Consider the following 25,222-nt stretch of genomic DNA (forward strand, 5'->3'; position numbering starts at 1 on the left):
GCCTCAGCGGAACGGTTTGCTGAGATAGCGAGATCCTGAGATGCCGAAGCGCCATGGCGCTTCGGCATTTTTCGTTATGCCGATCCGCTGGCCGGCGACAATTTCGACGGGAGCCGAAGGAGCGATCGAGAAGGGCGACCGGTCGAGCAACCTGTCGTTCAGGGAGAGATCGACGCCGAGCGCTTGGCAGAGCTTGCCGGGGCCGCTGCAGAGCTGCGTCAGCGCATGGTTGCTGCGGCGTTCGATCATCGTCGCGATGCCGGCTTCCGGCTCGATTGCGCGGATCAGCACGGCCGCGCCGGGGGTGCACACGAAATTCAGGCACCAGTGTATCCCGTAGATGCGATAAATGTAGACATTGCCAGGTCGACCGAACATGGCGCGGTTGCGCGGCGTGGGACCGCGGAAGGCGTGCGAGGCTTCGTCGTCAGGGAAGTAGGCTTCAGTCTCGGTTATGCGGCCGCCGACATCGCCGACGCGCAGATGGGAGCCCAGCAGATCCTGGGCGACGGCAATCGCATCGCGCTCGAAAAAGCGCGTGAGATCAGGGCCGGCGAGGGGAGTGGCGCCGATCGCACCGACGCCATGTGTCATCTGTTTCAGGCTTCCGGTCCATGAGGCACTAATGACCGACCTTTGGGTCATGAGCAGAAATGGAGGATCCGGTCACCGAGACGGGATCGCTTGCCGGAAAAGTATCCTCGAGGCCTTCTTCCAGTTCTTCTTCGAGAAGCGCGGCATCCTTGCCGCGTGTGCCATCGGCTTGCGAACTCTGCAGTGTTGTTGCGAGCAACGCCCTCGCGCGGGTAATCGCATTATCGCTCGTTAGCCCGGGAGAGGCGGCGGCATAGAGCGTGACCGATATGTTGTTGCCGGACTGATCCGTGAAGATGACGACAAAACAGCCGTCCTTCGGATGCACGGTGACGTCTGTGATGGTCATGAAAATTCTCCAGCTCTGACAGTCACTGTAAGTGAAACGCTTTTCGCTAGGATTGTCGAGCAAAGACCTTCACCAGCCAGTCGATGAAAACGCGAACGCGGGGCGAGAGCTGCCGGTTGGGCGGATAGAGCAGGGAGACCGGTGTTTCGGTCAGCGGGAAATCCGGCAGGACGTGAATGAGCGTGCCGGCCGCGAGATCCGCTTCGGCGTGATAACGTGGCACCTGTATCAAGCCGAGGCCGAGCCTGGCAGCCGACATGAAGCTCTCGGCGGCGTTCACCGTCACCGTCGCGGGCAGGGTGACATTACGGATGCTGCCGCCGACGATGAATTCCAGTGGTAGCACGCCGCCCGTCGCCGTCGAGCGGAAACCGACCATGCGGTGGCCATCGAGCCTGTCCGGATGTTCGGGGAGGCCGTGTTTCTCGACATAGGCGGGAGCTGCAAGGGTAACTTCCTCCAACATTGCGACGCGTCTTGCTACCATGTCGCTGTCCTGGGGCGTGCCGACGCGTAACACGCAATCGATGCCCTCGCGAACGAGGTCGACCAGCCGGTCGCCTTCGCTCATGTAGAACTCGATATCAGGATAAGTTTCGAGGAAATGCGGAAGGCTCGGCAGCACAAAATGCCGGGCAAGCGTGCCATGCACGTCCACACGCAGCATGCCTTTCGGCATGGCGTCGGCAAAGGCGCCTTCCGCGTCTTCGATGTCGGCGAGGATCGAAAGGCAGCGTTGGTAATAGGCTTCGCCGTCCAGTGTCGGGCTGACATGGCGCGTGGTCCGCTGCAGCAGCCGCACGCCGAGGCGTGCTTCGAGTTGTTTGACGGCATCCGTCACCGTGGAGCGCGGCAGGCCGATGTCCTCTGCGGCAAGTGTGAAGCTCCGGCGCTCCACGATGCGGGAGAAGACCCGCATGGCATCGAATCTGTCCATCTTATTTGTTCGCATTATTCGGATAGTGATGCCAGATAGTGATTGATTATCCGCAAACTGAAAAGCGGCATCTTCTCCCCATCAGAAACGTGCTGAGCAAAACGAAAGAAGGAGAGAGGCAATGGGCAATGAGAACAAGGTTGCGCTGGTTACTGGTGCATCGAGAGGCATCGGCGCCGCAATCGCGGAGCGTCTGGCCAGAGACGGTTTCACCGTCGTCGTCAACTACTCAGGAAACGTCGCACTCGCCGAGGAGCTTGTGCAAAAGATCGAGCGCGACGGCGGCAAGGCTCTGACGGCGCAGGCCGACGTCAGCAATGCCGAGGCTGTCAGCCGGATGTTCGATGCGGCAGAAGCAGCCTTCGGCGGCATCGATGTGCTCGTCAACAATGCCGGTATCATGCAGCTTTCGTCGATTGCCGATGCTGACGATGCCCATTTCGATCGCCATGTCACCGTGAACCTCAAGGGCACGTTCAATACATTGCGCGAGGCCGCAAAGCGCCTCCGCAACGGCGGTCGCATCATCAATCTGTCAACGAGTATCGTTGGCCTGAAGCTGGAAACTTACGGCGTCTACGCCGCGACCAAGGCCGCCGTCGAAGCCCTGACGGCGATCATGTCGAAGGAAATGCGCGGCCGTAACATCACCGTCAACGCCGTGGCTCCCGGGCCGACAGCAACCGACCTTTTCCTTGATGGGAAATCGGAGGAACTGATCGCCCGCATGGCCAAGATGAACCCGCTGGAGCGCCTGGGCACGCCCGAAGATATCGCCGCCTCCGTCTCGTTCCTTGCAGGTCCCGACGGCGCCTGGATCAACGGCCAGGTGTTGCGTGCCAACGGTGGCATCATCTGATCTCCGGCTCCCGCGGCGGGTTTGGCCCGCCGCCGCCGATGCCGATGCGGGCACGGTTGCGATGGCAACGCCGAGGCTATCCTCATGCCGTTCGGCACGCGTCGGTTCCGTACGCATATCGATCCGTCAGAGGACGGTGCCGAGATCGTCGTTGGCGTCGCTGATCGGGTCCGCGCCGAAATGTTCCGGCGGATCGGCTTGGAGGATCTTCTCAAACCGGCCGTTCACTAAACCGTGATACCGGCCATTGTTCCGGTTTTGCGAACCTGCTGTGCATAAATCAGTACTTAACAAACGGCAAAAAGCAGGCTTATATTATTTGCGTAAAGGCGACTGGGAAGACCTCCAACTCGGGCGCCACCTCAGATACCGGCCGAGCCATTTCCCTGGTGACGCGGCAGGGTCTGAAAGGAATTCGATGATCGACAGTTGCGGCCCGTCGAAGGGACTCCTTCCGGGCCGCAATTGCGTCAGGCATCATTCAGCTTGGCATCCGAGAGCAATTTCACCAGCCAGTCGACGAAGACACGGACCTTGTTGCTGAGGTGGCGGTTCGGCGGATAGACGATAAAGAGCGGCAGCGGTTCGCGGCTCCATTCCGGCAAGATCTCCACCAGGTCGCCCTTGGCCAGCGCATCGCGGATCATGAAGCGCGGCAGTTGGGCAATACCGAGCCCGTTCAGCGCCGCATTGACGAAGGTTCGGCTGTCATTGACCGACAGCAGGTAGCGCGGATTGATCTCCAGTTCCTCATTGTCCTTGCGGAATTCGAAGGGAAGTGTCCGGTTCGTCTGAGCGCGGAAGTAACTCACTGAATAATGGTCGTTTTCCAGCTCCTCGGGGCGAGTCGGAATGCCGAATTTCTCGATGTAGAGCGGTGCCGCGCAGGTGAGCATTTCGACCTCCGAGACACGTCTTGCGATCAGCGACTGGTCGGCCGGCGTGCCGGCGCGAAGCGCGCAGTCGACGTTCTCCGCGAGGTAGTCGACGGTGCGGTCGCCCACACCCAGGTCTACCCTGATGTCTGGATACTTCTGGTAAAAATCGCAAAGCGCCGGGACGACAATCCAGTCGGCGAAAGCGCCGGCCATTTCGACGCGCAAGCGGCCGGTCGGCAGGCCTTGCGAGTTCGAAAGGCTGCCGTCGAGTTCCTCGAGCTCGGAGACGATCTGCGCCGCCCGCTCGTAGTAGAGCGCGCCGTCGGTGGTCACCATGACGCGTCGTGTGGTGCGATTGAGAAGTTTGGTATGCAGATGTGCTTCAAGCCCCTGAATGAGATTGGTCACCGTCGCCTTGGGCATGGCGAGCGTGTCGGCGGCCCGTGTGAAATTGCCCGTCTCTACGACGCGGATGAAGGCGCGCATTGCCGAGAGCTGGTCCATCGGAAAATCACCTAAGCAGATTGCACTGCGGTATTGTTCGAAATTCGGAACAGTGTAATCGCTCTATGGCTTCTTATTCCGACAATGGAATAACAATATCTTTTCTTCACAAATTGCAAGCCATCTCGGCTCGCAATACGTTATGTGGGTCAAACGCGAGCCGGAGCCATGGCGGTGCATGTGAAAGACATAGTGTTGGAGAAGGTGGCCACCGGGCCCGTTTCCGCGCGCGTCTATCAGGGTGCCGAGTTCGGCAAGGGTTCACCCATCGTACTGTTTTTCCACGGCGGCGCATTTCTGCAGTCGGGCGTCAAGGACAGCGTGGTTGCCGAAAGCCTGGCGAAGGCTGGCGCGATTGTCGCTGTACCTGACTATAATGCGCCGCTTGGCAACGTCTTTCCTAAGCCGCTCGAAGTGGGTTACTCGATCTTTTCCTATCTCGCCAACAAGCGCGCGTCCGGTATTGGCGACCGCAATTCGCTGCTGATCGTGGCTGGCGAAGAGGCGGGCGGCAATATTGCTGCCGGCGTCGCCTTCAAGGCGCGCGACCATTTTGCGGATGCGCTCAATGGCCAGGTTCTGATTTCGCCGCTGCTTGATCCTTTCATGGGCACGTCGTCGATCCGCAAGGCGGATGGCATAGGCATGCGTCAGCGCTGGGCCGAGGGCTGGAGCCAATATCTCAGCGGCGGCGGCTGTCATCCCTATGCCGCGCCGTGTCTGTGTTCCCGCATTTCGGGGGTCGCGCCGGCACTCGTTCTGACGGCGGAGGATGATCCGCTTCGCGACGAGACGCTCGGTTACGCCGATCGCCTCAAACAGGCTGGTGTGCCAGTTCGCCGGAATGTCCTTCCCGCCGGGGCAGGCTGGCCGATGCTTTATGGCGGGAAATGCGAACAGGCACCGAATTGGCAACAGACGATCACGGACCAATTCGAAAGCTTCGTTCGGGATATTAGCAGCCAACCTATTGCATTGAAGACGAACTGATTGAATTCGGCCACTGAGAGAGGGCCGTAAGGAGAGTACCAATGACGTCCAGTAAGAAGCGCTGGCCCCTTGTGGGCGCCGGCTTGGGACTTGTTGCGTCCGTTTCGGCCGCAGCCATGTTTTTCGAACTGCCGATGAGCACGACCGCCACGGCGGCTTCCACACCTGCGCAGCCTCCCGCTGTGCCGGTGACGGTTGCCGTCGTCGCCAGCCGTGATGTTACGACGTGGCAGGAGTTTTCGGGGCGGCTCGAAGCCGTCGACCGGGTACAGATCCGTTCACGCGTCGCCGGCGCCGTTCAATCGGTGCACTTCCGCGAAGGCGCACTGGTGAAGGCAGGCGACCTGCTCTTCACCATCGATCCGGAGCCCTACCAGGCGGCAGTGTCGCAAGCGGAAGGCCAGACTGCTTCCGCCGAGGCAAAGGTCAATCTTGCTCAGATCGAGCTGGAGCGTGGCCGCAGGCTTTCCGACAACAAGACGATTTCGCAGAGCGATTTCGACCAACGGCAGAATGCCTTCACCGAGGCTCAGGCCGGTCTTCGCACCGCTCAGGCTGCTCTTCGCTCGGCCCAGCTTGAGCTCGGCTACACCGAGGTCCGCGCGCCGGTCGCCGGCCGCGTCGGCAAGATCGAGATTACCGTCGGTAATCTTGTTGCCGAAGGCAGTTCATCTCCCGCCCTGACGACGCTGGTGTCGGTCGATCCGATCTATGCCAGCTTCAACGCCAGCGAGGAGATGGTCACCAAGGCGCTTTCCGAGTTGCCGGCTGGCGATGGCGCCGTTCCCGCCGTCGAGCAGATCCCGGTCGAGGTTGGTACGCTTGCCGATCAGGGCACGCCGATCAAGGGCAAGCTGCAGCTGATCGACAACCAGGTTGACGCGGCCAGCGGTACGATCGGCGTTCGCGCCGTCTTCGACAATCCCGGCGGCAAGCTGATCCCAGGCCAGTTCGTTCGCGTCCGCATGGGCGAGCCGAAGGCCGAAAACAAAATCCTGGTCAGCGACCGTGCAATCGGCACCGACCAGGACAAGAAGTTCGTGTTCGTCGTCGATGCCGAAAACAAGGTCAGCTACCGGCCGGTGCAGCTTGGTCCGATAGCGGATGGCCAGCGCATCGTCGAAAGCGGTCTTGTTGTCGGCGACAAGATCGTCGTCAACGGACTGCAGCGTATTCGTCCCGGCGCAGTGGTTGCGCCGCAGGCGGAAGAAAAAGTGGCGACGGCTCAGTAAGCCGAAGCATGCGGAGCGTCTCGGCGCTCCGCGGAAATTCCGAAACGACCTGATCCACCGGCGGCTTCCCAACCGCCGGAGCGGGTCGTTGCATCCCGATTTCATCCCGGAGAGGGCTTTGAAATGAATTTCTCCAGATTTTTTGTCGACCGTCCGGTGTTTGCCGGAGTCCTGTCGGTCCTCATCGTCGTCGCCGGTCTGCTTGGCCTGCGTGCGCTGCCGATTTCCGAATATCCCGAAGTCGTGCCGCCATCGATCGTCGTGCGCGCCACCTATCCGGGCGCAAACCCGGAGGTCATCGCGCAGACGGTCGCAACCCCGCTCGAAGAGCAGATCAACGGCGTCGAGGGCATGCTCTACATGTCGAGCCAGGCGACATCGGACGGCGTCATGACGCTGACGGTCACCTTCAAACTCGGCACCGACCCCGACAAGGCACAGCAGCTCGTCCAGAACCGCGTGTCGCAGGCCGAACCGCGCCTGCCGGAAGAGGTGAAGACCATCGGCATCACGACGGTCAAGAGCTCTCCCGATCTGATGATGGTCGTCAACCTGATCTCGCCTGACAACCGCTACGACATCACCTATCTGCGCAACTACGGCGTCCTCAACATCAAGGACCGGCTGGCGCGCATCGACGGTGTCGGCCAGGTACAGGTGTTCGGTTCGGGCGACTACTCGATGCGCGTCTGGATCGACCCGCAGAAGGCCGCCGAGCACGGCCTTGCCGCCAGCGACGTCACCAACGCGATCCGCGGCCAGAACGTCCAGGCCGCAGCCGGCACAATCGGCGCCTCGCCGAGCCTGTCGGGTGTCGACCTGCAGCTGAACGTCAATGCGCAGGGCCGTCTGCAGACGCCTGAGCAGTTCGGCAACATCATCGTCAAGACCGGCACGAACGGCGAGATCACCCGCCTGCGCGACGTCGCCCGCATCGAGCTCGGTGCCGCCGACTACTCGCTGCGCTCGATCCTCGACGGCAAGCCGGCGGTCGCCATCCCGGTCTTCCAGTCCCCGGGGTCCAATGCCATCACCATCTCGGACGAAGTCCAGAAGACGATGGAAGAGCTGAAGACCGCGATGCCTGACGGCGTCAGCTACGAGATCGTCTATGACACGACGAAGTTCGTGCGTTCGTCGATCGAGAAGGTCGTCGACACGCTGCTCGAAGCCATCGCGCTCGTCGTCATCGTCGTCATTCTGTTCCTGCAGACATGGCGCGCCTCGATCATCCCGCTGATTGCCGTTCCGGTCTCGATCATCGGCACCTTCGCGGTGATGTATGTCTTCGGCTTCTCGATCAACGCGCTCAGCCTCTTCGGCCTTGTGCTGGCGATCGGCATCGTGGTGGACGACGCGATCGTCGTTGTCGAAAACGTCGAGAGAAACATCGAAAATGGTCTCAGCCCGCGGGCTGCCACCTACAAGGCGATGAAGGAAGTCTCGGGCCCGATCATCGCGATCGCGCTGGTGCTCGTCGCGGTGTTCGTGCCGCTCGCCTTCATCACCGGTCTGTCCGGACAGTTCTATCGCCAGTTCGCGCTGACGATCGCGATCTCGACTGTCATTTCGGCCTTCAACTCGCTGACGCTGTCTCCGGCCCTGGCCTCGCTCTTGCTGCAGGACCATCATGCCAAGCGTGACTGGCTGACGCGTGCCATGGACGCGGCCTTTGGCTGGTTCTTCCGTGGCTTCAACAGGGCGTTCGGTGCTGCCTCCAAGGGCTACGGCAAGGGTGTCGGCGGCCTTGTGTCGCGCAAGAGCATCGTCATGCTGGTGTATCTGGTGCTGGCCGGCGCCACCTACGGCCTCTTCAATGCGGTGCCGGGCGGCTTCGTGCCGGCGCAGGACAAGCAGTATCTGATCGGCTTTGCCCAGCTGCCGGATGCCGCGAGCCTCGACCGCACCGAAGACGTCATCAAGCGGATGAGCGACATCGCCATGGCCGAGCCTGGCGTTGCCCATGCGATCGCCTTCCCGGGCCTGTCGATCAACGGCTTCACCAATTCCTCGAACGCCGGCATCGTCTTCGTGACGCTGAAGGACTTCGAGGAACGCAAGTCGCCGGCGCTTTCGGGCGGCGCGATCGCCATGTCCCTGAACCAGAAGTTCGGGGCGATCCAGGATGCCTTCATCGCGATGTTCCCGCCGCCGCCGGTCAATGGTCTCGGCACGACGGGCGGCTTCAAGATGCAGCTCGAAGACCGCGCCGGTCTCGGCTATCAGGTGCTCGACGAAGCCAACAAGGCGATAATCGCCAAGGCCTACCAGACGCCTGAGCTGACGGGCATCTTCTCTGCCTATCAGATCAATGTTCCGCAGCTCTATGCCGATCTCGACCGTGAGAAGGCGGAACAGCTTGGCGTCCCGGTAACCGACGTGTTCGAGACGCTGCAGATCTATCTCGGTTCGCTCTATGTCAACGACTTCAACGCCTTCGGCCGTACCTACAGCGTGCGCGTCCAGGCCGATGCCAAGTTCCGGGCGCAGCCCGAGGATATTGGCAAGCTGAAGGTTCGTTCGGCATCGGGCCAGATGATCCCGCTGTCTGCGCTCCTGAAGGTGAACGCGACAACCGGGCCGGAGCGGACCAACCGTTATAACGGTTTCCTCTCCGCCGATATCAACGGCGGTCCTGCTCCGGGCTTCTCCTCCGGCCAGGCTCAGGCAGCGATCGAAAAGATCGCCGACGAGACCTTGCCGAAGGGCATCAGCTTCGAATGGACGGATCTGACCTATCAGCAGATCCTGGCGGGCAACTCCGGCGTGATCGTCTTCCCGCTGGCGCTGCTGCTGGTGTTCCTGGTGCTCGCTGCCCAGTATGAGAGCCTGGCGCTGCCGATCGCGATCATCATGATCGTGCCGATGGGCGTGCTGGCGGCGCTGACGGGCGTCTGGCTGACCGGTGGAGACAACAACATCTTCACGCAGATCGGTCTGGTCGTCCTTGTCGGCCTCTCGGCGAAGAACGCGATCCTGATCGTGGAATTCGCCCGCGAGCTGGAATTCGAAGGGCGCACCCCGGTCCAGGCTGCCATCGAGGCAAGCCGCCTGCGTCTGCGCCCGATCCTGATGACCTCGATGGCCTTCATCATGGGTGTCGTGCCGCTCGTCGTCTCGACCGGTGCCGGTGCCGAGATGCGCGCCGCCATGGGTGTGGCGGTGTTCTCAGGCATGATCGGCGTCACCTTCTTCGGCATCTTCATGACGCCCGTCTTCTACGTGCTGGTCCGCAAGCTCTCGGGCAATCGCCCGCTGATCCAACACAAGGAGCACGAGCACGACGCGGAGGAAGCCGAAATCATCCGGCTCGCTGCCGAATAACCCCCACTCAGCGGCGAGACGTGGAAAGGCGGAGCACTGCTCCGCCTTTCCTGTTTTCATGAGCCGGCCAGACGGTTATGTCTCGAAGGGCATGCACGGGCGAGGGGAGTCGCACGCTGCAAGGTTTGATGGAGGCAGCCAATGCATATCGCGATTATCGGCGCAGCGGGAATGATCGGGCGCAAGTTGACCGCGCGGCTCGTTGCGGACGGGCGGCTGGCGGGTCAGGCCATCAATCGCCTATCGCTTGTCGACGTCATCACGCCGGCTGCCCCTGAAGGCTTTACAGGGCGTGTGGAGACGAGCGCGGTCGACGTTTCCGCTCCAGGGCAGGCCGCACGGATTGTCGCCTCGCGCCCGGATGTAGTGTTTCATCTGGCCGCGATCGTATCCGGCGAGGCTGAGCTGGATTTCGAAAAAGGCTACGGCATCAATCTCGAAGGCACGCGCGCGCTTCTTGAGGCGATCCGCGCCGCTCATCTGCAAGACGGGTACCGGCCTTGTGTCGTCTTCACCTCGTCCATTGCGGTCTTTGGAGCGCCTTTCCCCCAGGTCATTCCTGATGATTTCAATCTCACGCCCCTGACAAGCTACGGCACGCAAAAGGCGATGGGTGAATTGCTGTTGGCGGATTACACGCGCCGCGGCTTCATCGACGGCATCGGAATCCGGTTGCCGACGATCTGCATCCGTCCCGGCAAGCCGAACAAGGCTGCTTCCGGCTTCTTCTCCGGCATCGTTCGTGAGCCGTTGGCCGGGCAGGAGGCGACCCTGCCGGTCCCGGAAACTGTTCGCCATTGGCACGCGTCGCCGCGTTCGGCCGTCGGGTTTCTGGTCCATGCCGCCAGCATCGACCTGCAGCCGCTCGGCGCGCGCCGCAGCCTGACGATGCCCGGTGTCAGCGCCACCGTCGGAGAGCAGATCGAGGCGTTGCGCAAGATCGCAGGGGACAAGGTCGTCAGCCTGATCCGACGCGAACCCGACGAGCTGGTCATGAAGATCGTATCGGGTTGGCCACAGGCATTCGAGGCCGAGCGCGCGAAGGAGCTGGGTTTTGTCGCCGATGCTTCGTTCGAGGACATTATTCGAGTGCACATCGAGGATGAATTGGGAGGACAGCTATGACTATCGGCAAATCACGCAGCATTGCGTTTCTGGGAACTGGGCTGATGGGCGCGCCGATGGCTCGCAGGCTGTTGCAGTCCGGCTTTGCCGTCACGGTCTGGAACCGCAATCGCGAGAAGGCGGAAGGCCTCGTTCCGGATGGCGCGGTCCTGGCGGATACGCCCGCTGCCGCCGTCAAAGGGGCATCGGTCGTGTTCACCATGCTGACCGACGGAAAGGCAGTGGAGGACGTGCTGTTCACGCAAGGTGCTTCGGAGGCGCTTGATGTCGGCGCGGTGGTCATCGATTCCAGTTCCATTACCCCTGACGCGGCCCGGCAGCATGCGTCAAAGCTCGCCGGGCGTGGCATCCGCCATCTCGATTCGCCGGTCTCCGGCGGTGTGGTGGGGGCGGCTGCCGGTACACTTGCGATCATGGCAGGCGGCGATGGCGCTTTGGTCGAAGAACTGGCCGACGTCTTTGCACCACTTGGCCGCGTGACGCATGTTGGACCAAGCGGTTGCGGTCAGCTCGCGAAGCTCGGGAACCAGCAGATCGTCGCCATCACGATCGGCGCCGTTGCCGAAGCGATGCTGCTCTTCGAGGCAGGGGGCGGTTCACGCGAGGCGTTCCGCCGGGCGATCCGGGGAGGCTTCGCCGAAAGCCGCATTCTCGACGTTCACGGCCAGCGGATGGTCAATCGCGATTTTGGGACCGCCGGCCCTTCGAAATTGCAGCTCAAGGACCTAAACAATATCGTCGCAACGGCGGAAGATCTCGCTTTGACGCTGCCTCTGACGGAGACGGTCCGTGCCGAGTTCGCCGAGTTTGTCGAACATGGTGGCGGTGAGACCGATCACAGTGGCCTGCTGCTGCAGCTCGAAGAAAAGAACCGCCGTTCGTCGAAAGGCTGAATTGCCTAGACACTCGAGTCTCTGAGAAGATCGATGATGCATTCGGCTTGCAATTGTTGATGGATTTTTAGTGCATCCTAATTAATCTCTCGCCAAAAGGTTGGTTCTGCACCCATAATGGGCTTCCTCCTTGGAGGCCTGACACCATACTGTTACTCGAAGCTGCATGAGGCTTGAACGGCGTTGGCATCGAGCAGTCCCACACGGTCCGAACGAGAGTTTCAGGACATCCTGCGGCGCCTTGAGCTTGCACTCGACGCGTCACAGATCGGTGTTTGGGAGCACAACCTCGATCGGCATGAAATCTCCTGGGACGTTCAGATGCACCGGATCTACCAGACCGGAAGAGGCAGCGGGCCGGTCGCCGCTACAATCTGGTCGGATGCGATTCACCCCGACGACCGCGAGCGTGCCGAACTGGAGTTCGAGGACGCCATTGCCAGACGCGGGCAGTATAATTCGGAGTTTCGGATCCTCTGGCCGAACGGCGAGATACGGCACATCCGCTCGCGGGCTCATTTCTATGTCAGCGAGGAAGGGTCACCCTCTTTCATCGGCGCGGAGTGGGACGTCACTTCGGACGTGCTTCTTGCCAACGAAGCGGCACGTCAGCGCGCCGTCGCGGAGGCACGGGCCCTCGCTTTGGAGGAGAGCAGTGCCCACATCGAATATGCTGCGGAACACGATTATTTGACGGGCCTTCCCAACCGCCGGCTTTTCGACAAGCGCCTGGCGGAACTGGCCGAGGATGCCTCAGTCTCGACGCTCGCAGTCCTGCATCTCGACCTTGACGAGTTCAAGCAGATCAACGACAGCCATGGCCATGCGGCGGGCGACACCGTATTGCGTGCCGCAGCTTTGCGGATCGAGGCCGCCATTCCGAAAGCTACGATGGTGGCACGCATCGGTGGCGACGAATTCGTTATCCTGCTCGTCAATTTCGGAGGGCTGACGGAACTGAACCGCATGGCGCGTGAGGTGCAGCGGCGCTTGAAGAAGAAGGTCCGTTTCGGCCACGAAATGCTGCAAAGTGGAGCGTCGATCGGCATTTCCTGGTCGGCAGATCGCTCCGGCTCCAATCTGCTCGCCGAGTCCGATATCGCGGTATATCAGGCAAAGACATCTGGCCGCGATCGTATCGAGTTCTTCTCGCAGCAGCTCAAGGACGATCTGATGGGCAAGCGGCGTCTTGCCGAAGAGCTGAAGCTTGCACTGGAACAGGGCGATATCATTCCATTCTACCAATTGCAGCTCGATGCCCACACCCGCGACATCGTTGGCATCGAGGCCCTGGCGCGCTGGCATCACAGCGAGCGCGGCACCCTCTCGCCTGGCATATTCCTGAAGATCGCCGATGAGTTCGGCTTGTCTTCGGAGATCGATGCTTCGATCCTGCGACGCGTGCTCGCCGACCGTGTGACATGGGAGCAGCACGGCACAACCCTGCCACGGGTCTCGGTCAACATTTCGGGGCAGCGCCTCTACGATCCGCAGTTGATTGATGATCTGGAGACACTCGAGATACCGCGTGGCGCCCTAGTTTTCGAATTGGTCGAGACGATCTTTCTGGACGACTGCGACGACGAGCTTCTGCAGACGGTTGACCGCATCAAGCAGATGGGTATCGAAATCGAGATCGATGATTTCGGCTCGGGCCACGCGTCGCTGATCGGTCTCGTGCGGTTGCGCCCGGCTCGGCTGAAGATCGATCGGCAACTGGTAAGCGAGGTGGATACCTCCTCCGAGCAGCGCCGTGTCGTCAAATCGATTGTCGAGATCGGCAAGGCCCTCGGCGTCGATGTGATCGCAGAGGGCGTCGAGACGGAAAACCATGCCGTGGCGCTTGCCAAGCTCGGCTGTCATACGCTGCAAGGTTTTGCGCTCGGCCATCCGCTGCCGGCATCAGAGATCGATGATGTTTTCGCTTCGAAGAAGGCGACGCAGGCGGCCCACCTCCGACGCTAGCCTAACGGTGGGGCCTCCTAAGGCTCGAGTTCGCCGCGTGCTTCCAGATACCAGTCGACGAAAGCCTTCACACCGACATCCAGTGTCGTCTCCGGCTTGTAGCCTGTCAAAGCCGCCAGCAGATCGGGGCTCGCAAAGGTGCGTGGCACATCGCCCTTCTGCATCGGCAGCATCTTGCGCTTTGCCGGCTGGCCGAGGACCCTTTCGACCGTCTCGACGAAGGTCATCAGGTTCTCCGGCTGGCCGCCGCCGATATTGACGACGCGGAATGGCGCCTGATGCGAGAGCGTCTCCACCCGTTCGTCGGCCACGCGGTTGGCCTCCGACGGGGCGACGGACGACAGGCGGACGATCGCCTCCACGAGGTCATCGATATAGGTGAAGTCGCGGCTCATCCGGCCTTCGCCGTAGATCTCGATCGGTTGATCCTCCAGCATGTTCTTGACGAACTTGAAGAGGGCCATGTCGGGACGGCCCCAGGGGCCGTAGACGGTGAAGAAACGGAAGGCGGTTGTCGGGATCTTGTGGAGATGCGCGTAGCTGTGCGCCATCAGTTCCATTGACTTCTTCGTCGCCGCATAAAAGGTCAGCGGCTCGTCGGCCCGGTCTGTCTCACGGAAGGGAATGGACGGATTGGCGCCGTAGATCGACGATGTCGAGGCCAGCATGAGATGGTTGACGCCAACATCCTTGGCGATATCGAGGATGTTCCAGGAGCCTTCGAGGTTCGATGTGAGATAGGCTTTCGGGTTTTCCAGGCTGTAGCGGACGCCGGCCTGTGCTGCGAGATGCACCATCACATCAGGCGCCGCGCTGGCCACGGCCTCTTCCAGGGCTTTGCGATCTTCGAGCATCGCTGTCACCGGGCGGAAGGCCGGAAACTGCGCCAGCGCCGCATTGCGCATGTGCTTGAGCTTGATGTTGTAGTAGTGCGTCATGCCGTCGAAGCCGACGACTTCGTGGCCATCCTGCAGCAAGCGGCGGGCAAGATGAAAGCCGATGAAGCCAGCAGTGCCGGTGATGAAATAGCGCATCTCTACTTCTTCTCGTTCTTCTTTCCGATGGCGAAATAGCTGAAGCCATGCTTGGTGACTTCGGCGACGGGATAGATGTTGCGCAGGTCAACGATGGTCGGGGTCTTCACCAGCGACTTCATCCGCCTGAGATCAAGCGCTCGGAACTCGTCCCATTCCGTGACGATGACGATGGCATCCGCGCCTTCTGCAATCTCGTACGGGTCGCGGCCGTAGGTGATGGGGCCGATAACCTCCTTCGCCATTTCCATGCCTTCTGGATCATAGGCGTGAACGTTGGCGCCGCCATCCAGCAAGGCCTGGATGATGGTGATCGATGGCGCGTCGCGCATGTCGTCGGTGTTCGGCTTGAAGGTCAGGCCGAGGACTGCAATCTTCTTGCCGCGGACATTGCCGTCGCAGGCGGCGATGACCTTGCGGCCCATGGCGCGCTTGCGGTTGTCGTTGATCGCAACCGTGGTTTCGATAAGGCGAACCGGGCTGTCATGATCCTGTGCGGTCTTGACCAGCGCCAGCGTATCCTTGGGAAAGCACGAACCGCCGTAGCCCGGACCTGCATGCAGGAACTTGTCGCCGATGCGCTTGTCCATGCCGATGCCCTTGGCGACCTTCTGGACGTCGGCGCCGATCTGCTCGCAGAGATCGGCAATCTCGTTGATGAAGGTGATCTTCATGGCGAGGAAGGCGTTGGCGGCGTACTTGATCAGCTCGGAGGTGCGGCGTTCGCAAAAATAGAGTGGTGCTTCGTTGAGGTAGAGCGGCCGGTAAACCTCGCGCATGATTTCGATTGCGCGCGGCTCCTCAGTGCCGAGAACAATGCGATCGGGGCGCTTGAAGTCCGTGATTGCCGCGCCTTCGCGCAGAAATTCCGGGTTGGAAACGACGGAAATGTCCTTCTCGGGGAATTCTTCGCGGAAAATGCGCTCGATCTCATCGCCAGTGCCAACAGGAACCGTGGACTTGGTAACGACAACGGTGAACCCGGACACGGCGGCCGCTATCTCGCGAGCGGCGGCATAGACATAGCTCAGGTCGGCGTGGCCATCGCCACGACGTGACGGCGTGCCGACGGCGATGAAGACTACGTCCGCGTCGGCAACGGAAGGCGCCAGCTCCTTCGAAAAATCCAGGCGACCGGCGGTGCGGTTGTGGTCGATGATCGTGTCAAGGCCCGGTTCGAAGATCGGAACCTTACCGGCTTCCAATGCATCGATCTTCGCGGCCGACTTATCGACGCAGGTGACATGGTGGCCGAAATCGGCGAGGCAGGCACCGGAGACGAGGCCGACATAGCCCGAGCCAATCATCACAATACGCATGGAATCATTCCCTAAGACAACGATCGCGGCCCCGCCAATTGGSGGGGCCGCGATGGTGTTACAGGGGGAAGTTTATAAGTTCAAGACAACAGTGATCAGCTGCGGCCGAACTCATCGACGATGCGGATGATATCGTCTTCGCCGAGATAGGATCCGGTCTGCACTTCGATTAGTTCGAGCAAGATCTTGCCAGGATTGGCGAGACGGTGGACTTCACCGAGCGGGATGTAGACGGACTCGTTTTCCCTCAGCATCTGCACGTTTTCGCCGATCGTCACCTCTGCCGTGCCCTTGACGACGATCCAGTGCTCGGAGCGGTGATGATGCTTCTGCAGCGACAGCTTCTTGCCCGGAGTGACGAAGATGCGCTTGACCTGGAAGCGGTCGCCATTCAGCACCGATGTGTAGCCGCCCCAAGGCCGGTAAGAGGTCGGGTGCGTCTCGGTCAGTTGCGATGTCGTGGGGGCGGCGGCGAGCATCTTCACGAGATTTCCGACGTCCTGGCTATCCTGCAGCCGCCCAACATAGACGGCATCCTCGCTGGCGATGACAGCGATGTCGTCCATGCCCTGGACGGCGAGGTGTACGCCATGGGTCATGATGAGCGAGTTCTTGGTGTTGACGACCGTCGTGTTGCCGGCTGCCACATTGCCATTTTCGTCGCGGCTGCCGCTCTTCCAGACGGAATCCCAGCTGCCGAGATCGGACCACTTGAAGGGCGAGGGGACGACGGCGGCGTTGCTCGTCTTTTCCATGATGGCATAATCGATCGAGATGTTCCGGCTGGTTGCGAACGCTGCCTTGTCGAGGCGGATGAAGTCGAGATCTCTGACACCTTTTGCAATGGCGTCGGCCGCAGCCTTGAGGACCGGCGCAGCATAGCTTCGCATCTCGGCAAGCACGCCTGAGACCGAGAACATGAACATCCCGGAGTTCCAGTAAAAACCTCCAGTCGCGACCATGTCTTCGGCCTTGGCGAGCGGCGGTTTCTCCACAAAGCGCGCGACCGTTCGTGCGCCCGTCGGGAGTGTCTTCCCACCTTCGATGTAGCCGTAGCCGGTTGCTGGCTCGGTCGGCTGGATGCCGAAGGTTACCAGCTTGCCCTGGGCGGCTGTGGCGGCAGCGATGCGAACGCACTCAAAATAGGTGTCGTCAGCGACGATCTCGTAGTCGGAGCCAAGCACATGCATGACCGTGTCTTCATCAAAGCGATCACGCACGAGCGTTGCGGCCGCCGCAACTGCCGCCGCGGTGTTTCGAGCAACCGGTTCGAGCAGGATTGCCGCAAGGCCGATGTCCAACTCACGCGCCTGCTCGGCAACGAGGAAGCGAAACTCCTCGTTGGTCAGGATGACGGGTGCTTCGTAAAGCGCGGGATCGGACACGCGCAGCAGCGTTTCCTGGAACAATGTCTTGTCGCCGATAAAGCGGATGAACTGCTTAGGCGCTGCGGCGCGTGACAGCGGCCAGAGACGAGTGCCCATGCCACCAGCCATTATCACGGGAACGATCTTCTGTGTCATATGGAGTGTCCTCGAATATCTGTCTTGCTTCGCCCATCAACCCACCTGCGCCCACCAGCGGATTCTCTCCAGACCAGTGTGCAGCAACGTCGCGGCGGCTTCTTCGGTTTCCGCCTCGGCGTAGCAGCGCATTTCGGGGGCATTGCCGGACGGGCGGAAATGGATGATACGGCGATTCGCCAGCGCAACACGAAGGCCGTCAATATCGCTGGCGCTGCCAACCTCGCCGATCGGCTGCAGGAACGCCGCGAGATTGGCGGGTGCGGCGCGAAGATAGGCCATCAACCGGGCACTGATCTCAACCGGAAAATTCTCAAGCCGGTCGGCCGCGGCAAATGGCAGATTGAAGGACGCGGCGACCACCGAAAGAGGCTGCCGTTTGGAGGCAGCAAGGGAAAGCGCCGCCAGGATGGGGACGAAGCAGTCGCGTGTCGGCAGGGCCTTCAGCGTGTGACCGTTGACCTCGAATTCACTCGCGGTGAGCAGGCCGCCGTTCGCTTCGAAGCCTGCCACGCGAGTCCGGCCAGCCGCGAGTGCTTCTTGCATCCCTGATATGACGAACGGAGAGCCAACACGCGTGCGAATGACGCTGAAGCGACCGGCGGCTTCGATGCCGGAATTCGATGTCACGGGTGTCACAACCGATGTCGCACCGAGAAAGTTCGCGGCGATCAGGCCGAGCAAATCGCCACGCAGCGGCGTCCCGGTTTCGTCCGCCACCAACGGGCGATCGCCATCACCATCCGCAGAGACCATGGCGTCGAGGCCATGCTGTCTTGCGACCTGCCTGAGCTTGGCGATCGTCTCCTCCGAAACCGCCTCGGTGTCGACGGGAACGAATGTTTCCGAGCGGCCAAACGGCACGACCGTTGCGCCGTAATGTTCCAAAAGTTCCACGAGCAGGTCACGGGCGACCGTGCTGTGCTGGTAGACACCAACCTTCAAGCTTGAGAGCGCATCTGTCGGGAGAATATTGGCATTCCGCTCGCGGAAAGCTGTGATGCATTCGGCGGATTGGTTTTGCATCCCCGCACCATGGGGCGCAAACGCAAAGCCGGCACGATCAAGTTCTGTCGCGACAGTCGTGATCGCTGCTTCGTCCGTTTTGTCGATTTCTCCGTCCGACCGATAGAACTTGATGCCATTGCGATCGGCGGGAATGTGCGAGCCTGTCACCATGAGACCCGCGGCTTTTTTCTGAAGTCCGTAAAGCGCCAGCGCCGGTGTTGGCACCGTGCCGCAGTCGCGGACCTTGAATCCAAGGCGATCAAGTGCATCGGCACAGTTTGCAACGATCTCCGGGCTGGAATCCCTGAAGTCCTGACCGATCAGGATGGTGTCACCCGGGCGGGCCATTCCACGGTCGAGCAGATAGCGGCCAAAGGCTGTGGCATAAAGCGCCGAAGCCCGGCCCTTAAGGTCGACAGACAGGCCGCGAAGCCCACTGGTTCCGAATTTCATTCTGAATAAGCCCCGGATGCGCTTGAATTCGCCAGCGATTCGACCTCAATCTACTAGGTGTCCGTAGATAGTGAACTCCGGTGAACAATAAAATGTTTGCCAATTCCCGGCTCGAGACAAGCCGAAGGCGCCCACGCGCCGACGAGGATCGTCGATGAATGAACAATCAATCGCACTGGAGGAGGGCTGGAGGGACGCTCTCGCCGGCGAATTTTCCAGCCCCTATATGCAGCAGCTCAAGGCGTTCCTCGTCGCACAGAAGCAGGGAGGCAAACGGATATTTCCCAAGGGATCGGAATATTTCCGTGCGCTCGATCTGACGCCGCTGGCAAACGTCAAGGTCGTGATTCTGGGCCAGGATCCCTATCACGGGCTAGGGCAGGCGCACGGCCTGTGTTTCAGTGTTCGACCAGGCGTTCGCATTCCGCCTTCACTCGTCAACATCTACAAGGAGATGCAGAGCGATCTGGGGATTACACCGGCGCGACACGGATTTCTGGAGCATTGGGCACGGCAGGGCGTCCTGTTGCTGAACAGCGTGCTCACTGTGGAGGAGGCCCAGGCCGCGTCGCACCAGGGCAAGGGCTGGGAGCGATTCACCGACGCCGTCATTGGCAAGGTCAACGATGAATGCGATGCCGTCGTCTTCATGCTCTGGGGCTCCTATGCCCAGCGCAAGGCAGCCTTCGTCGATATAAGACGTCACCTCGTGCTGAAGGCGCCACACCCGTCTCCGCTCTCCGCTCATAACGGCTTTTTCGGTTGCGGCCATTTCTCCAAGGCCAATGCGTTTTTGCAGACGCACGGTCGAGGGCCAATCGACTGGCAATTGCCGACGAACCCCGGCGACGCCCAACTCTTCTGAACGATTGGCTTTTGTCGTTCACTAAAAAGAGACAATGCGTTCCGGTCCTCGGGGCTATTCCAATTGGTCCGGAGCGATCATCTATACCCCATACGAAGCCCGCGAGGCGGGCAAGAAAGGGGTCTTAAATGCTCGATCAAATCAAGGGTCTGCACCACGTCACGTCTATGGCGGAGGATGCCCGCACAAACAACCAATTCTTCACTACCGCCCTCGGTCTGCGTCGCGTCAAGAAGACCGTGAATTTCGACGCGCCCGACGTTTATCACCTCTATTATGGTGACGAAACCGGTGCACCCGGCACGATCATGACGTACTTCCCATTTCCGAAGATGGCGCAAGGTCGTCCGGGAACCGGTGAAGTTGGAACCACCGTTTTCTCGGTCCCGCAGGGCTCGATCGGCTTCTGGAGCGATCGCTTGAACAAGTTGAATGTCACCGGCCTGAAGACTGAGGAGACATTCGGCGAGAAGCGTCTGAATTTTGCCGGTCCCGATGGTGATGGCTTTGCCCTTGTCGAAGTCAAGGATGACAGCCGCCAGCCTTGGACACACGGTGGTATCAGCGAGGAAAACGCGATTCGTGGCTTCCATTCGGTGGCCATGCGTTTGCGTGACGATGGCGCCACGTCAGAACTGCTCAAGTTCATGGGCTACGAAGTCCAGGAAGAGCGTGATGGTGTCAAGCGCCTGACTATTCCGGGTGGGAATGGCGCGCATCTCGTCGATCTGGAAACCATGCCGAACGTTTCACGCGCTTTGCCAGGTGCAGGGTCCGTGCATCACGTGGCCTTTGCCGTAGAAAATCGTGCGAAACAGCTTGAGGTCCGCAAGGCGCTGATGGATACCGGCTACCAGGTCACGCCCGTCATCGACCGTGACTATTTCTGGGCGATCTACTTCCGGACCCCGGGCGGCATCCTGTTCGAGATTGCGACCAACGAGCCCGGCTTCAACCGGGACGAAGACACTGCGCATCTTGGCGAGGCACTGAAGCTGCCACAGCAGCACCAGCACTTGCGCGCTCTCATCGAGCAGCACTTGCAGCCGCTTGAGGCTTAAAGGGGACGCACAATGACCGATAACAGCTATGTGCACCGGCTGCAGGCCGGTGCACCCGGAAAGCCCATTCTGTTCGTGCTGCACGGAACGGGCGGGGATGAAAACCAGTTCTTTGATTTCGGGCGGCGCCTGCTGCCGGAGGCGACGATTGTCTCTCCGCGTGGGGACGTCTCGGAGTTTGGTGCCGCACGCTTCTTCAAGCGTACCGGCGAGGGCGTCTACGACATGGCGGACCTCGCCCGTGCAACCGAGAAGCTTGCATCCTTTGTCGCGGCGCTGGCGAAGCAACATGAGGCAAGCGACGTGCTCGGCCTGGGTTTCTCAAATGGGGCAAATATCCTCGCCAATGTGTTGATCGAGAAGGGATTGTTCGATGCATCGGTTCTGATGCATCCGTTGATCCCGTTCCAACCGATGGCAAATCCCGCCTTGAGCGGGCGCAAGATACTGATCACGGCAGGCGAACGCGACCCGATCAGCCCTGCGCCCGTGACGAAGGCCCTGGCGGATTACTTCGAGAGCCAACACGCTTCCGTCACGACGGAATGGCATGCAGGTGGTCACGATATCAGGCAGAATGAAATCGACGCCATCCACAGGCTCTTCGAGCCGTACCGGTAAGCCACTGCTGTCGGATGGTCATCGGCCATCCGACAGGGCTCCTTCGAATGCAGAGGGTGATAATCCAATAGGCTTATTTTTGGTTGTGAAGCCTTTTTGTTGTGATAATTGTTCGCGCGATGAAACCTTAGCGAGTATTTTGCTGTAATGAGTTGAAGGGTTGCATTCGCATGAACGATGTCGCAGACGTTCGAATGCTGATTGGATTGGCCCACCGACAGGCTCGGACAATATTGCTGGTGGGATTGCCGATCTTCCTGCTGAGCCTCGTCATCGTCTTCTCGTTCACACCTCGCTACACCGCCCAATCGTTGGTTCTTGTCGATACAAGTTCGAAGAATCTGCTCGACCCGGACGCTGCCACGAGTAGCGGCCTTACCGATAATTCCCGGGTGGAAGGCGAGGTTCGTATCATTCAATCCGATGCGGTGCTGCTGGAGGCAATCAGGAACGGCAAGCTTCTCTCCGATCCAGAGTTTGCTCTCAACCGTTTCAACGGCCGATTACTCTCCGCCGCTGGGCTCGCTGCCGACAAGCCCTCAGGCGATGCGGCGCCGGGTGAAGTGCTGTCGGCTATCAAGGATGCCGTTCGGGTTCGCCGCGAAGGCTTGACCTATCTTATCAGTGTGGGCGTGACATCGGATGATGCGGACAAAGCCGCGCGTCTCGCGAATCTTGGAACGACCGTCTACATCAGGAAGCAGGTCGAAGCCAAAGTGGCGAACACCGTTTCAGCCGGGAAGATCCTTGAACATCAGGTGACGGCCGCCAGAGATGTGCTTGCGCAGAATGAACGCAATCTCTACCTTTTCGTCACATCCCATAGTGATCTCCAGGCAGCCGGTTCTCTCTCGCAACTACGGCTTGCGGATGCGCAGTTTGGCGAGACGACATCCGATGCGCACCAGGGGGGTACGGGCGCGGTCTATCGGCGGAGGTCCTGACACAATTCTACGCGCTCCAGCAGTCGGCACAGGTCGCGAGGGTGCAGTACCAGAACCTTTTGACGCGATTGCAGGACTTTGAAGCCCAAGCCAGCCTCCAGGTGGCTGACGGTCGCGTGGTTTCCGCAGCCCTTGCCCCGATCGAGCCGTCCTATCCGCGGAAAGGTCTGGTGCTCGGCATCATGGCCATCGTGGCGTTGGGTGCGGGCGTCGGGGGGTGCCCTGCTACGAGAGTTTTCCATCGGCGGCTTCACGAGCGAAGATCAGGTGAGTGCGGTCCTGAATGTCCCGCTGGCCTCGGTCACGCCCGATCAGGCGGGGAGTGAAGTTGAGAAGCCGCACGGTCGCGGTCTCTCCGACACGATCATCTCCGCCCCGCTCTCGGTCTGACGCGCCCGCGCCTGCTGTCAGGCTGTCCCCGAAGGCGACGATAGAACGCCGCTTTGGTATGGCGCGACGCGCTGCTTGCGTTGGATTGACACTGAGACCGAGAAACATAAAAGGCTCCACAGTAATGAATGGGAATGTGATCCTATTTCGGCTGGAGAAAGCGGGGATAATTCCACTCGGCGACCGACTAGTCTGCGGAAATCGACCGGGCGGTTTGTGGCAAACACTGGCTCAAATGGCTTGTTTGGAAGGGCGAAGGGCAGTCGTTCTTCAAGTGCGGCTGTGACCAGTGGAAGAGATGGTATAAGATCGACCGCGGTGGCGACCCATCGCCTATGCGCTGCGAGACCAGAGACCACAAAGCGGAGTTTTGAAATTGAGTGTAGCCTTCGTCAAAGAAGAAAGTGCCGAAGCTGCTTCGGAAACACTTTTGCCGGACCGTCCAATTTCGCCGCATCCGAACCTCGTTACGGAAGCGGGCTTCAAGGCCCTGGAATTGCAGCTGCAGCAAGCGCGCGAGGCCTACGATGCCGCGAACTCCATTGAAGACGTGAACGAACGGCGGCGACAGGCGGCAAATCCGTTGCGGGATCTGCGCTACTTTGCTGCCCGAGTCCGTACGGCGCAGGTCATCCCTGAGCCGATTTCGCTTGATGTCGTCGCCTTTGGAACCAGCGTGACCTTCAGCCGGGACGACGGACGCGTGCAGACCTACCGTATCGTCGGAGAGGATGAAGCCGATCCGAAAACCGGATCGATTTCCTTCGTATCCCCGGTGGCCAGGGCTCTCACCGGCAAGACGGTTGGAGATGTCGTCAGCGTCGGCGGTCAAGAACTCGAGGTCATCGCCATCGGTTAGGCGCTTTTTTCTTAGCTGATGCGAAAGCGATGGCTGTCCGATTTTCGAACAGCTTATGGCTCTTAACCCGTCTTCATGCTCTATTAAGTAATTATCTTGAGATTGTAATCTCCCTGTTCCATGATGATTGCGATGCAAAGAATTTCGGCTCGTACTTCATGACGATCGCTGCAGATCGCTTCAGCCATGAACATGTTTCTTTGCCGTCGGGTGGCTTTACGGCTGTTAGACTTTGATCTTTATTTATCCCGCAGGCTCTCAACTGCGGTCGATCTGATTAGGGACGTTGCATGAATTCGGAGTTTACCGTTCGTCCGATGCGACCCGGTGAGTTGGAGCTAGTGCTCGAGTGGGCACGTCAGGAGGGATGGAATCCCGGCCTCGACGATTCGGTTGCCTTTCACGATGCGGACCCGTCGGGATTTTTCGTGGGCGTGATCGGGGAGGTGCCCGTCGCCTCGATCTCAGTCGTCAAATATGGCGAGGATTTTGCTTTCCTCGGTCTTTTTATCGTCCATCCGGATTTTCGGGGCAGGGGCTACGGCAAGGCCATTTGGAATGCCGGGATGATGTCGGCTGAGGGCCGTAGCATCGGTCTGGATGGTGTGCCCGCACAACAGGACAATTACCGAAAGGCCGGGTTCGAAGAGGCCTATCGGACGGTTCGCTATGGTGGCGTGATCTCTGCCTTGCCGGAATCAACACTGGTTGCCCACGCTGTCTCGGAGAGACTCGACGGATTGCTGCGCTATGACGCGATGATCTTTCCGGCGCCGCGGCCAACCTTCGTGGCGTCATGGTGTGCTACTCGCAAGGACAGGCACTCGGCCGTGGTGCGCAAGCGTGGCAAGATTCGCGGCTACGGAACCATCCGCCGTTGCTACGAGGGCTACAAGATCGGCCCGCTGTTTGCAGGCGACAGGGATAGCGCGGCGGCTCTGATTTCGGTTCTGGCGCAGCATGCCAAGGGAGCGAAGGTCTTCATCGATGTTCCCACCAACAATGGCGAGGCCATTGAACTTGCCGAGAGCCTGGGCTTGGCGCCCGTCTTCGAAACGGCGCGGATGTATCGGGGCACAGCGCCGGTCGTTCCGCTCAGGAGCATTTTCGGCGTGACGACCCTGGAACTCGGCTAGCGCCTTTCGGGGTTAAATCGAAGCGTTCTGTTGGCTCAAACGGAGTCGGTCGGTCGATCAGGCGGCCCGTTTCAGCCAGCCCGTGAGGCCGGGCATCGTTCCGCCAGGAACAGCGGCGACCGGCTCGGACGTACCTTGGGGTATGTCCTTCATCAATCGTTCCTGCCCTGTCGAAAACCTGCTCCGGCAGAACGTTTCAATTTTCTGAAAGCTCTAGGTGTGTAGTCCCTGAGTGTGATGGTGCATCATTGAACCTGAGTCGTCAGGAAGAGGATGCATTATGGGAAGTATTCTTCACGGCAGCGCCCGCACGACGCCGCGTCTTCGAGCCGAACTCCAAGCGTCGCAAGAAAGTACCC

The 25,222-nt window shown here is 60.3% G+C and carries 23 protein-coding genes and 1 pseudogene; 15 read left to right on the forward strand and 9 right to left on the reverse strand.

The genetic code is table 11. From position 1 onward, the window contains the following. Positions 1 to 3: 3 nt before the first annotated feature. The 3 genes from AC1DPR_RS15400 to AC1DPR_RS15410 are packed head-to-tail and all read right to left on the reverse strand — an operon-like array spanning position 4 to position 1,880. Positions 4 to 594, reverse strand: coding sequence for a DNA-3-methyladenine glycosylase (locus tag AC1DPR_RS15400; RefSeq protein ID WP_018857346.1), 591 nt, complete (start codon positions 592 to 594; stop codon positions 4 to 6). A 28-nt stretch (positions 595 to 622) separates the two neighbouring features. Continuing rightward, positions 623 to 943, reverse strand: a complete 321-nt coding sequence (locus AC1DPR_RS15405) for a hypothetical protein (protein WP_025660014.1) — start codon at positions 941 to 943, stop codon at positions 623 to 625. A 46-nt stretch (positions 944 to 989) separates the two neighbouring features. Further along, on the reverse strand, positions 990 to 1,880 hold the full coding sequence (locus AC1DPR_RS15410) for a LysR family transcriptional regulator (protein WP_113471289.1): 891 nt from the start codon (positions 1,878 to 1,880) through the stop codon (positions 990 to 992). A gap of 121 nt (positions 1,881 to 2,001) precedes the next feature. On the opposite strand from AC1DPR_RS15410, the gene AC1DPR_RS15415 reads away from it, so the two are divergent. Then, positions 2,002 to 2,739, forward strand: coding sequence for an SDR family oxidoreductase (locus AC1DPR_RS15415; RefSeq protein ID WP_018857349.1), 738 nt, complete (start codon positions 2,002 to 2,004; stop codon positions 2,737 to 2,739). A 34-nt stretch (positions 2,740 to 2,773) separates the two neighbouring features. After that, a pseudogene (locus AC1DPR_RS15420) lies at positions 2,774 to 2,970 on the forward strand (oxidoreductase); the annotation flags it as partial. Positions 2,971 to 3,209: 239 nt separating this feature from the next. On the opposite strand, the gene AC1DPR_RS15425 reads toward AC1DPR_RS15420, so the two are convergent. Beyond that, positions 3,210 to 4,121, reverse strand: a complete 912-nt coding sequence (locus AC1DPR_RS15425) for a LysR family transcriptional regulator (RefSeq protein WP_018857351.1) — start codon at positions 4,119 to 4,121, stop codon at positions 3,210 to 3,212. Positions 4,122 to 4,289: 168 nt separating this feature from the next. Here AC1DPR_RS15425 and AC1DPR_RS15430 point away from each other — a divergent pair, with 168 nt between their 5' ends. The 6 genes from AC1DPR_RS15430 to AC1DPR_RS15455 all read left to right on the forward strand — a co-directional run bounded on the left by AC1DPR_RS15430 (position 4,290) and on the right by AC1DPR_RS15455 (position 13,650). Next, positions 4,290 to 5,111: an alpha/beta hydrolase fold domain-containing protein gene (locus AC1DPR_RS15430; RefSeq protein ID WP_113471290.1), complete on the forward strand. Its 822-nt coding sequence runs from the start codon at positions 4,290 to 4,292 to the stop codon at positions 5,109 to 5,111. A 41-nt stretch (positions 5,112 to 5,152) separates the two neighbouring features. Beyond that, entirely contained in the window at positions 5,153 to 6,343 is a 1,191-nt protein-coding gene (locus AC1DPR_RS15435; RefSeq protein WP_113471291.1) for an efflux RND transporter periplasmic adaptor subunit, read from the forward strand. A gap of 123 nt (positions 6,344 to 6,466) precedes the next feature. After that, positions 6,467 to 9,667 carry an efflux RND transporter permease subunit gene (locus AC1DPR_RS15440; protein ID WP_018857354.1) on the forward strand — a complete coding sequence of 1,067 codons (3,201 nt, stop codon included), beginning with the start codon at positions 6,467 to 6,469 and terminating at the stop codon, positions 9,665 to 9,667. A 141-nt stretch (positions 9,668 to 9,808) separates the two neighbouring features. Continuing rightward, positions 9,809 to 10,792: a D-erythronate dehydrogenase gene (gene denD, locus AC1DPR_RS15445; RefSeq protein ID WP_018857355.1), complete on the forward strand. Its 984-nt coding sequence runs from the start codon at positions 9,809 to 9,811 to the stop codon at positions 10,790 to 10,792. Next, complete coding sequence (locus tag AC1DPR_RS15450) at positions 10,789 to 11,685, forward strand: NAD(P)-dependent oxidoreductase (protein WP_113471292.1); 897 nt, start codon at positions 10,789 to 10,791, stop codon at positions 11,683 to 11,685. Before denD ends, AC1DPR_RS15450 begins: the two co-directional genes overlap by 4 nt. Before the next feature lie 183 nt (positions 11,686 to 11,868). After that, complete coding sequence (locus AC1DPR_RS15455) at positions 11,869 to 13,650, forward strand: putative bifunctional diguanylate cyclase/phosphodiesterase (protein ID WP_477816617.1); 1,782 nt, start codon at positions 11,869 to 11,871, stop codon at positions 13,648 to 13,650. Between the two features lie 17 nt (positions 13,651 to 13,667). Here the strand turns inward: AC1DPR_RS15455 and AC1DPR_RS15460 are convergent, their stop codons facing one another. The 4 genes from AC1DPR_RS15460 to AC1DPR_RS15475 all read right to left on the reverse strand — a co-directional run bounded on the left by AC1DPR_RS15460 (position 13,668) and on the right by AC1DPR_RS15475 (position 18,987). Then, positions 13,668 to 14,684, reverse strand: coding sequence for an NAD-dependent epimerase/dehydratase family protein (locus AC1DPR_RS15460; protein ID WP_018857358.1), 1,017 nt, complete (start codon positions 14,682 to 14,684; stop codon positions 13,668 to 13,670). A gap of 2 nt (positions 14,685 to 14,686) precedes the next feature. Next, on the reverse strand, positions 14,687 to 16,003 hold the full coding sequence (locus AC1DPR_RS15465) for a UDP-glucose dehydrogenase family protein (protein WP_113471294.1): 1,317 nt from the start codon (positions 16,001 to 16,003) through the stop codon (positions 14,687 to 14,689). A 95-nt stretch (positions 16,004 to 16,098) separates the two neighbouring features. Next, positions 16,099 to 17,526, reverse strand: coding sequence for a mannose-1-phosphate guanylyltransferase/mannose-6-phosphate isomerase (locus tag AC1DPR_RS15470; protein ID WP_477816618.1), 1,428 nt, complete (start codon positions 17,524 to 17,526; stop codon positions 16,099 to 16,101). Between the two features lie 36 nt (positions 17,527 to 17,562). Then, the gene (locus AC1DPR_RS15475) at positions 17,563 to 18,987 is read right to left on the reverse strand and encodes a phosphomannomutase (RefSeq protein ID WP_477816619.1); all 1,425 of its coding nucleotides are present in this window, start codon (positions 18,985 to 18,987) and stop codon (positions 17,563 to 17,565) included. Between the two features lie 154 nt (positions 18,988 to 19,141). Here AC1DPR_RS15475 and ung point away from each other — a divergent pair, with 154 nt between their 5' ends. The 5 genes from ung (at position 19,142) to AC1DPR_RS15500 (ending at position 22,804) form a co-directional block, all read left to right on the forward strand. Beyond that, entirely contained in the window at positions 19,142 to 19,852 is a 711-nt protein-coding gene (ung, locus tag AC1DPR_RS15480; protein WP_018858195.1) for a uracil-DNA glycosylase, read from the forward strand. Positions 19,853 to 19,980: 128 nt separating this feature from the next. Next, on the forward strand, positions 19,981 to 20,913 hold the full coding sequence (locus AC1DPR_RS15485) for a VOC family protein (protein ID WP_113470943.1): 933 nt from the start codon (positions 19,981 to 19,983) through the stop codon (positions 20,911 to 20,913). Between the two features lie 12 nt (positions 20,914 to 20,925). Beyond that, a complete protein-coding gene (locus AC1DPR_RS15490; RefSeq protein ID WP_018858197.1) occupies positions 20,926 to 21,534 on the forward strand; it encodes an alpha/beta hydrolase in 609 nt (202 codons plus the stop codon). A 170-nt stretch (positions 21,535 to 21,704) separates the two neighbouring features. Continuing rightward, the gene (locus AC1DPR_RS15495; RefSeq protein ID WP_113470942.1) at positions 21,705 to 22,478 is read left to right on the forward strand and encodes a Wzz/FepE/Etk N-terminal domain-containing protein; all 774 of its coding nucleotides are present in this window, start codon (positions 21,705 to 21,707) and stop codon (positions 22,476 to 22,478) included. Between the two features lie 41 nt (positions 22,479 to 22,519). Beyond that, complete coding sequence (locus tag AC1DPR_RS15500; RefSeq protein ID WP_162763421.1) at positions 22,520 to 22,804, forward strand: GumC domain-containing protein; 285 nt, start codon at positions 22,520 to 22,522, stop codon at positions 22,802 to 22,804. Here the strand turns inward: AC1DPR_RS15500 and AC1DPR_RS15505 are convergent. Then, positions 22,704 to 22,976, reverse strand: coding sequence for a hypothetical protein (locus tag AC1DPR_RS15505; protein WP_018858199.1), 273 nt, complete (start codon positions 22,974 to 22,976; stop codon positions 22,704 to 22,706). The genes AC1DPR_RS15500 and AC1DPR_RS15505 overlap by 101 nt on opposite strands. Positions 22,977 to 23,244: 268 nt before the next feature. On the opposite strand from AC1DPR_RS15505, the gene greA reads away from it, so the two are divergent. Together greA and AC1DPR_RS15515 are read left to right on the forward strand one after the other, a co-directional pair. After that, complete coding sequence (gene greA, locus AC1DPR_RS15510; protein WP_018858200.1) at positions 23,245 to 23,727, forward strand: transcription elongation factor GreA; 483 nt, start codon at positions 23,245 to 23,247, stop codon at positions 23,725 to 23,727. 290 nt (positions 23,728 to 24,017) lie between these two features. Further along, complete coding sequence (locus tag AC1DPR_RS15515; protein WP_026371923.1) at positions 24,018 to 24,863, forward strand: GNAT family N-acetyltransferase; 846 nt, start codon at positions 24,018 to 24,020, stop codon at positions 24,861 to 24,863. Positions 24,864 to 25,222 lie beyond the last annotated feature (359 nt).

It is taken from the genome of Rhizobium sp. 01T417 (genome assembly GCF_056398905.1).

What these genes read in the sequence shown, in the direction of transcription:
- AC1DPR_RS15440 (WP_018857354.1), top strand. Translation starts at nt 6,467, where the DNA reads ATGAATTTCTCCAGATTTTTTGTCGACCGTCCGGTGTTTGCCGGAGTC.
- AC1DPR_RS15475 (WP_477816619.1), bottom strand. Translation starts at nt 18,987, where the DNA reads ATGAAATTCGGAACCAGTGGGCTTCGCGGCCTGTCTGTCGACCTTAAG.
- AC1DPR_RS15465 (WP_113471294.1), bottom strand. Translation starts at nt 16,003, where the DNA reads ATGCGTATTGTGATGATTGGCTCGGGCTATGTCGGCCTCGTCTCCGGT.
- denD (WP_018857355.1), top strand. Translation starts at nt 9,809, where the DNA reads ATGCATATCGCGATTATCGGCGCAGCGGGAATGATCGGGCGCAAGTTG.
- AC1DPR_RS15490 (WP_018858197.1), top strand. Translation starts at nt 20,926, where the DNA reads ATGACCGATAACAGCTATGTGCACCGGCTGCAGGCCGGTGCACCCGGA.
- AC1DPR_RS15505 (WP_018858199.1), bottom strand. Translation starts at nt 22,976, where the DNA reads ATGTTTCTCGGTCTCAGTGTCAATCCAACGCAAGCAGCGCGTCGCGCC.
- AC1DPR_RS15515 (WP_026371923.1), top strand. Translation starts at nt 24,018, where the DNA reads ATGAATTCGGAGTTTACCGTTCGTCCGATGCGACCCGGTGAGTTGGAG.
- AC1DPR_RS15430 (WP_113471290.1), top strand. Translation starts at nt 4,290, where the DNA reads ATGGCGGTGCATGTGAAAGACATAGTGTTGGAGAAGGTGGCCACCGGG.
- AC1DPR_RS15425 (WP_018857351.1), bottom strand. Translation starts at nt 4,121, where the DNA reads ATGGACCAGCTCTCGGCAATGCGCGCCTTCATCCGCGTCGTAGAGACG.
- AC1DPR_RS15485 (WP_113470943.1), top strand. Translation starts at nt 19,981, where the DNA reads ATGCTCGATCAAATCAAGGGTCTGCACCACGTCACGTCTATGGCGGAG.
- AC1DPR_RS15470 (WP_477816618.1), bottom strand. Translation starts at nt 17,526, where the DNA reads ATGACACAGAAGATCGTTCCCGTGATAATGGCTGGTGGCATGGGCACT.
- AC1DPR_RS15435 (WP_113471291.1), top strand. Translation starts at nt 5,153, where the DNA reads ATGACGTCCAGTAAGAAGCGCTGGCCCCTTGTGGGCGCCGGCTTGGGA.
- AC1DPR_RS15410 (WP_113471289.1), bottom strand. Translation starts at nt 1,880, where the DNA reads ATGGACAGATTCGATGCCATGCGGGTCTTCTCCCGCATCGTGGAGCGC.
- AC1DPR_RS15495 (WP_113470942.1), top strand. Translation starts at nt 21,705, where the DNA reads ATGAACGATGTCGCAGACGTTCGAATGCTGATTGGATTGGCCCACCGA.
- ung (WP_018858195.1), top strand. Translation starts at nt 19,142, where the DNA reads ATGAATGAACAATCAATCGCACTGGAGGAGGGCTGGAGGGACGCTCTC.
- AC1DPR_RS15400 (WP_018857346.1), bottom strand. Translation starts at nt 594, where the DNA reads ATGACACATGGCGTCGGTGCGATCGGCGCCACTCCCCTCGCCGGCCCT.
- AC1DPR_RS15460 (WP_018857358.1), bottom strand. Translation starts at nt 14,684, where the DNA reads ATGCGCTATTTCATCACCGGCACTGCTGGCTTCATCGGCTTTCATCTT.
- AC1DPR_RS15405 (WP_025660014.1), bottom strand. Translation starts at nt 943, where the DNA reads ATGACCATCACAGACGTCACCGTGCATCCGAAGGACGGCTGTTTTGTC.
- AC1DPR_RS15415 (WP_018857349.1), top strand. Translation starts at nt 2,002, where the DNA reads ATGGGCAATGAGAACAAGGTTGCGCTGGTTACTGGTGCATCGAGAGGC.
- AC1DPR_RS15450 (WP_113471292.1), top strand. Translation starts at nt 10,789, where the DNA reads ATGACTATCGGCAAATCACGCAGCATTGCGTTTCTGGGAACTGGGCTG.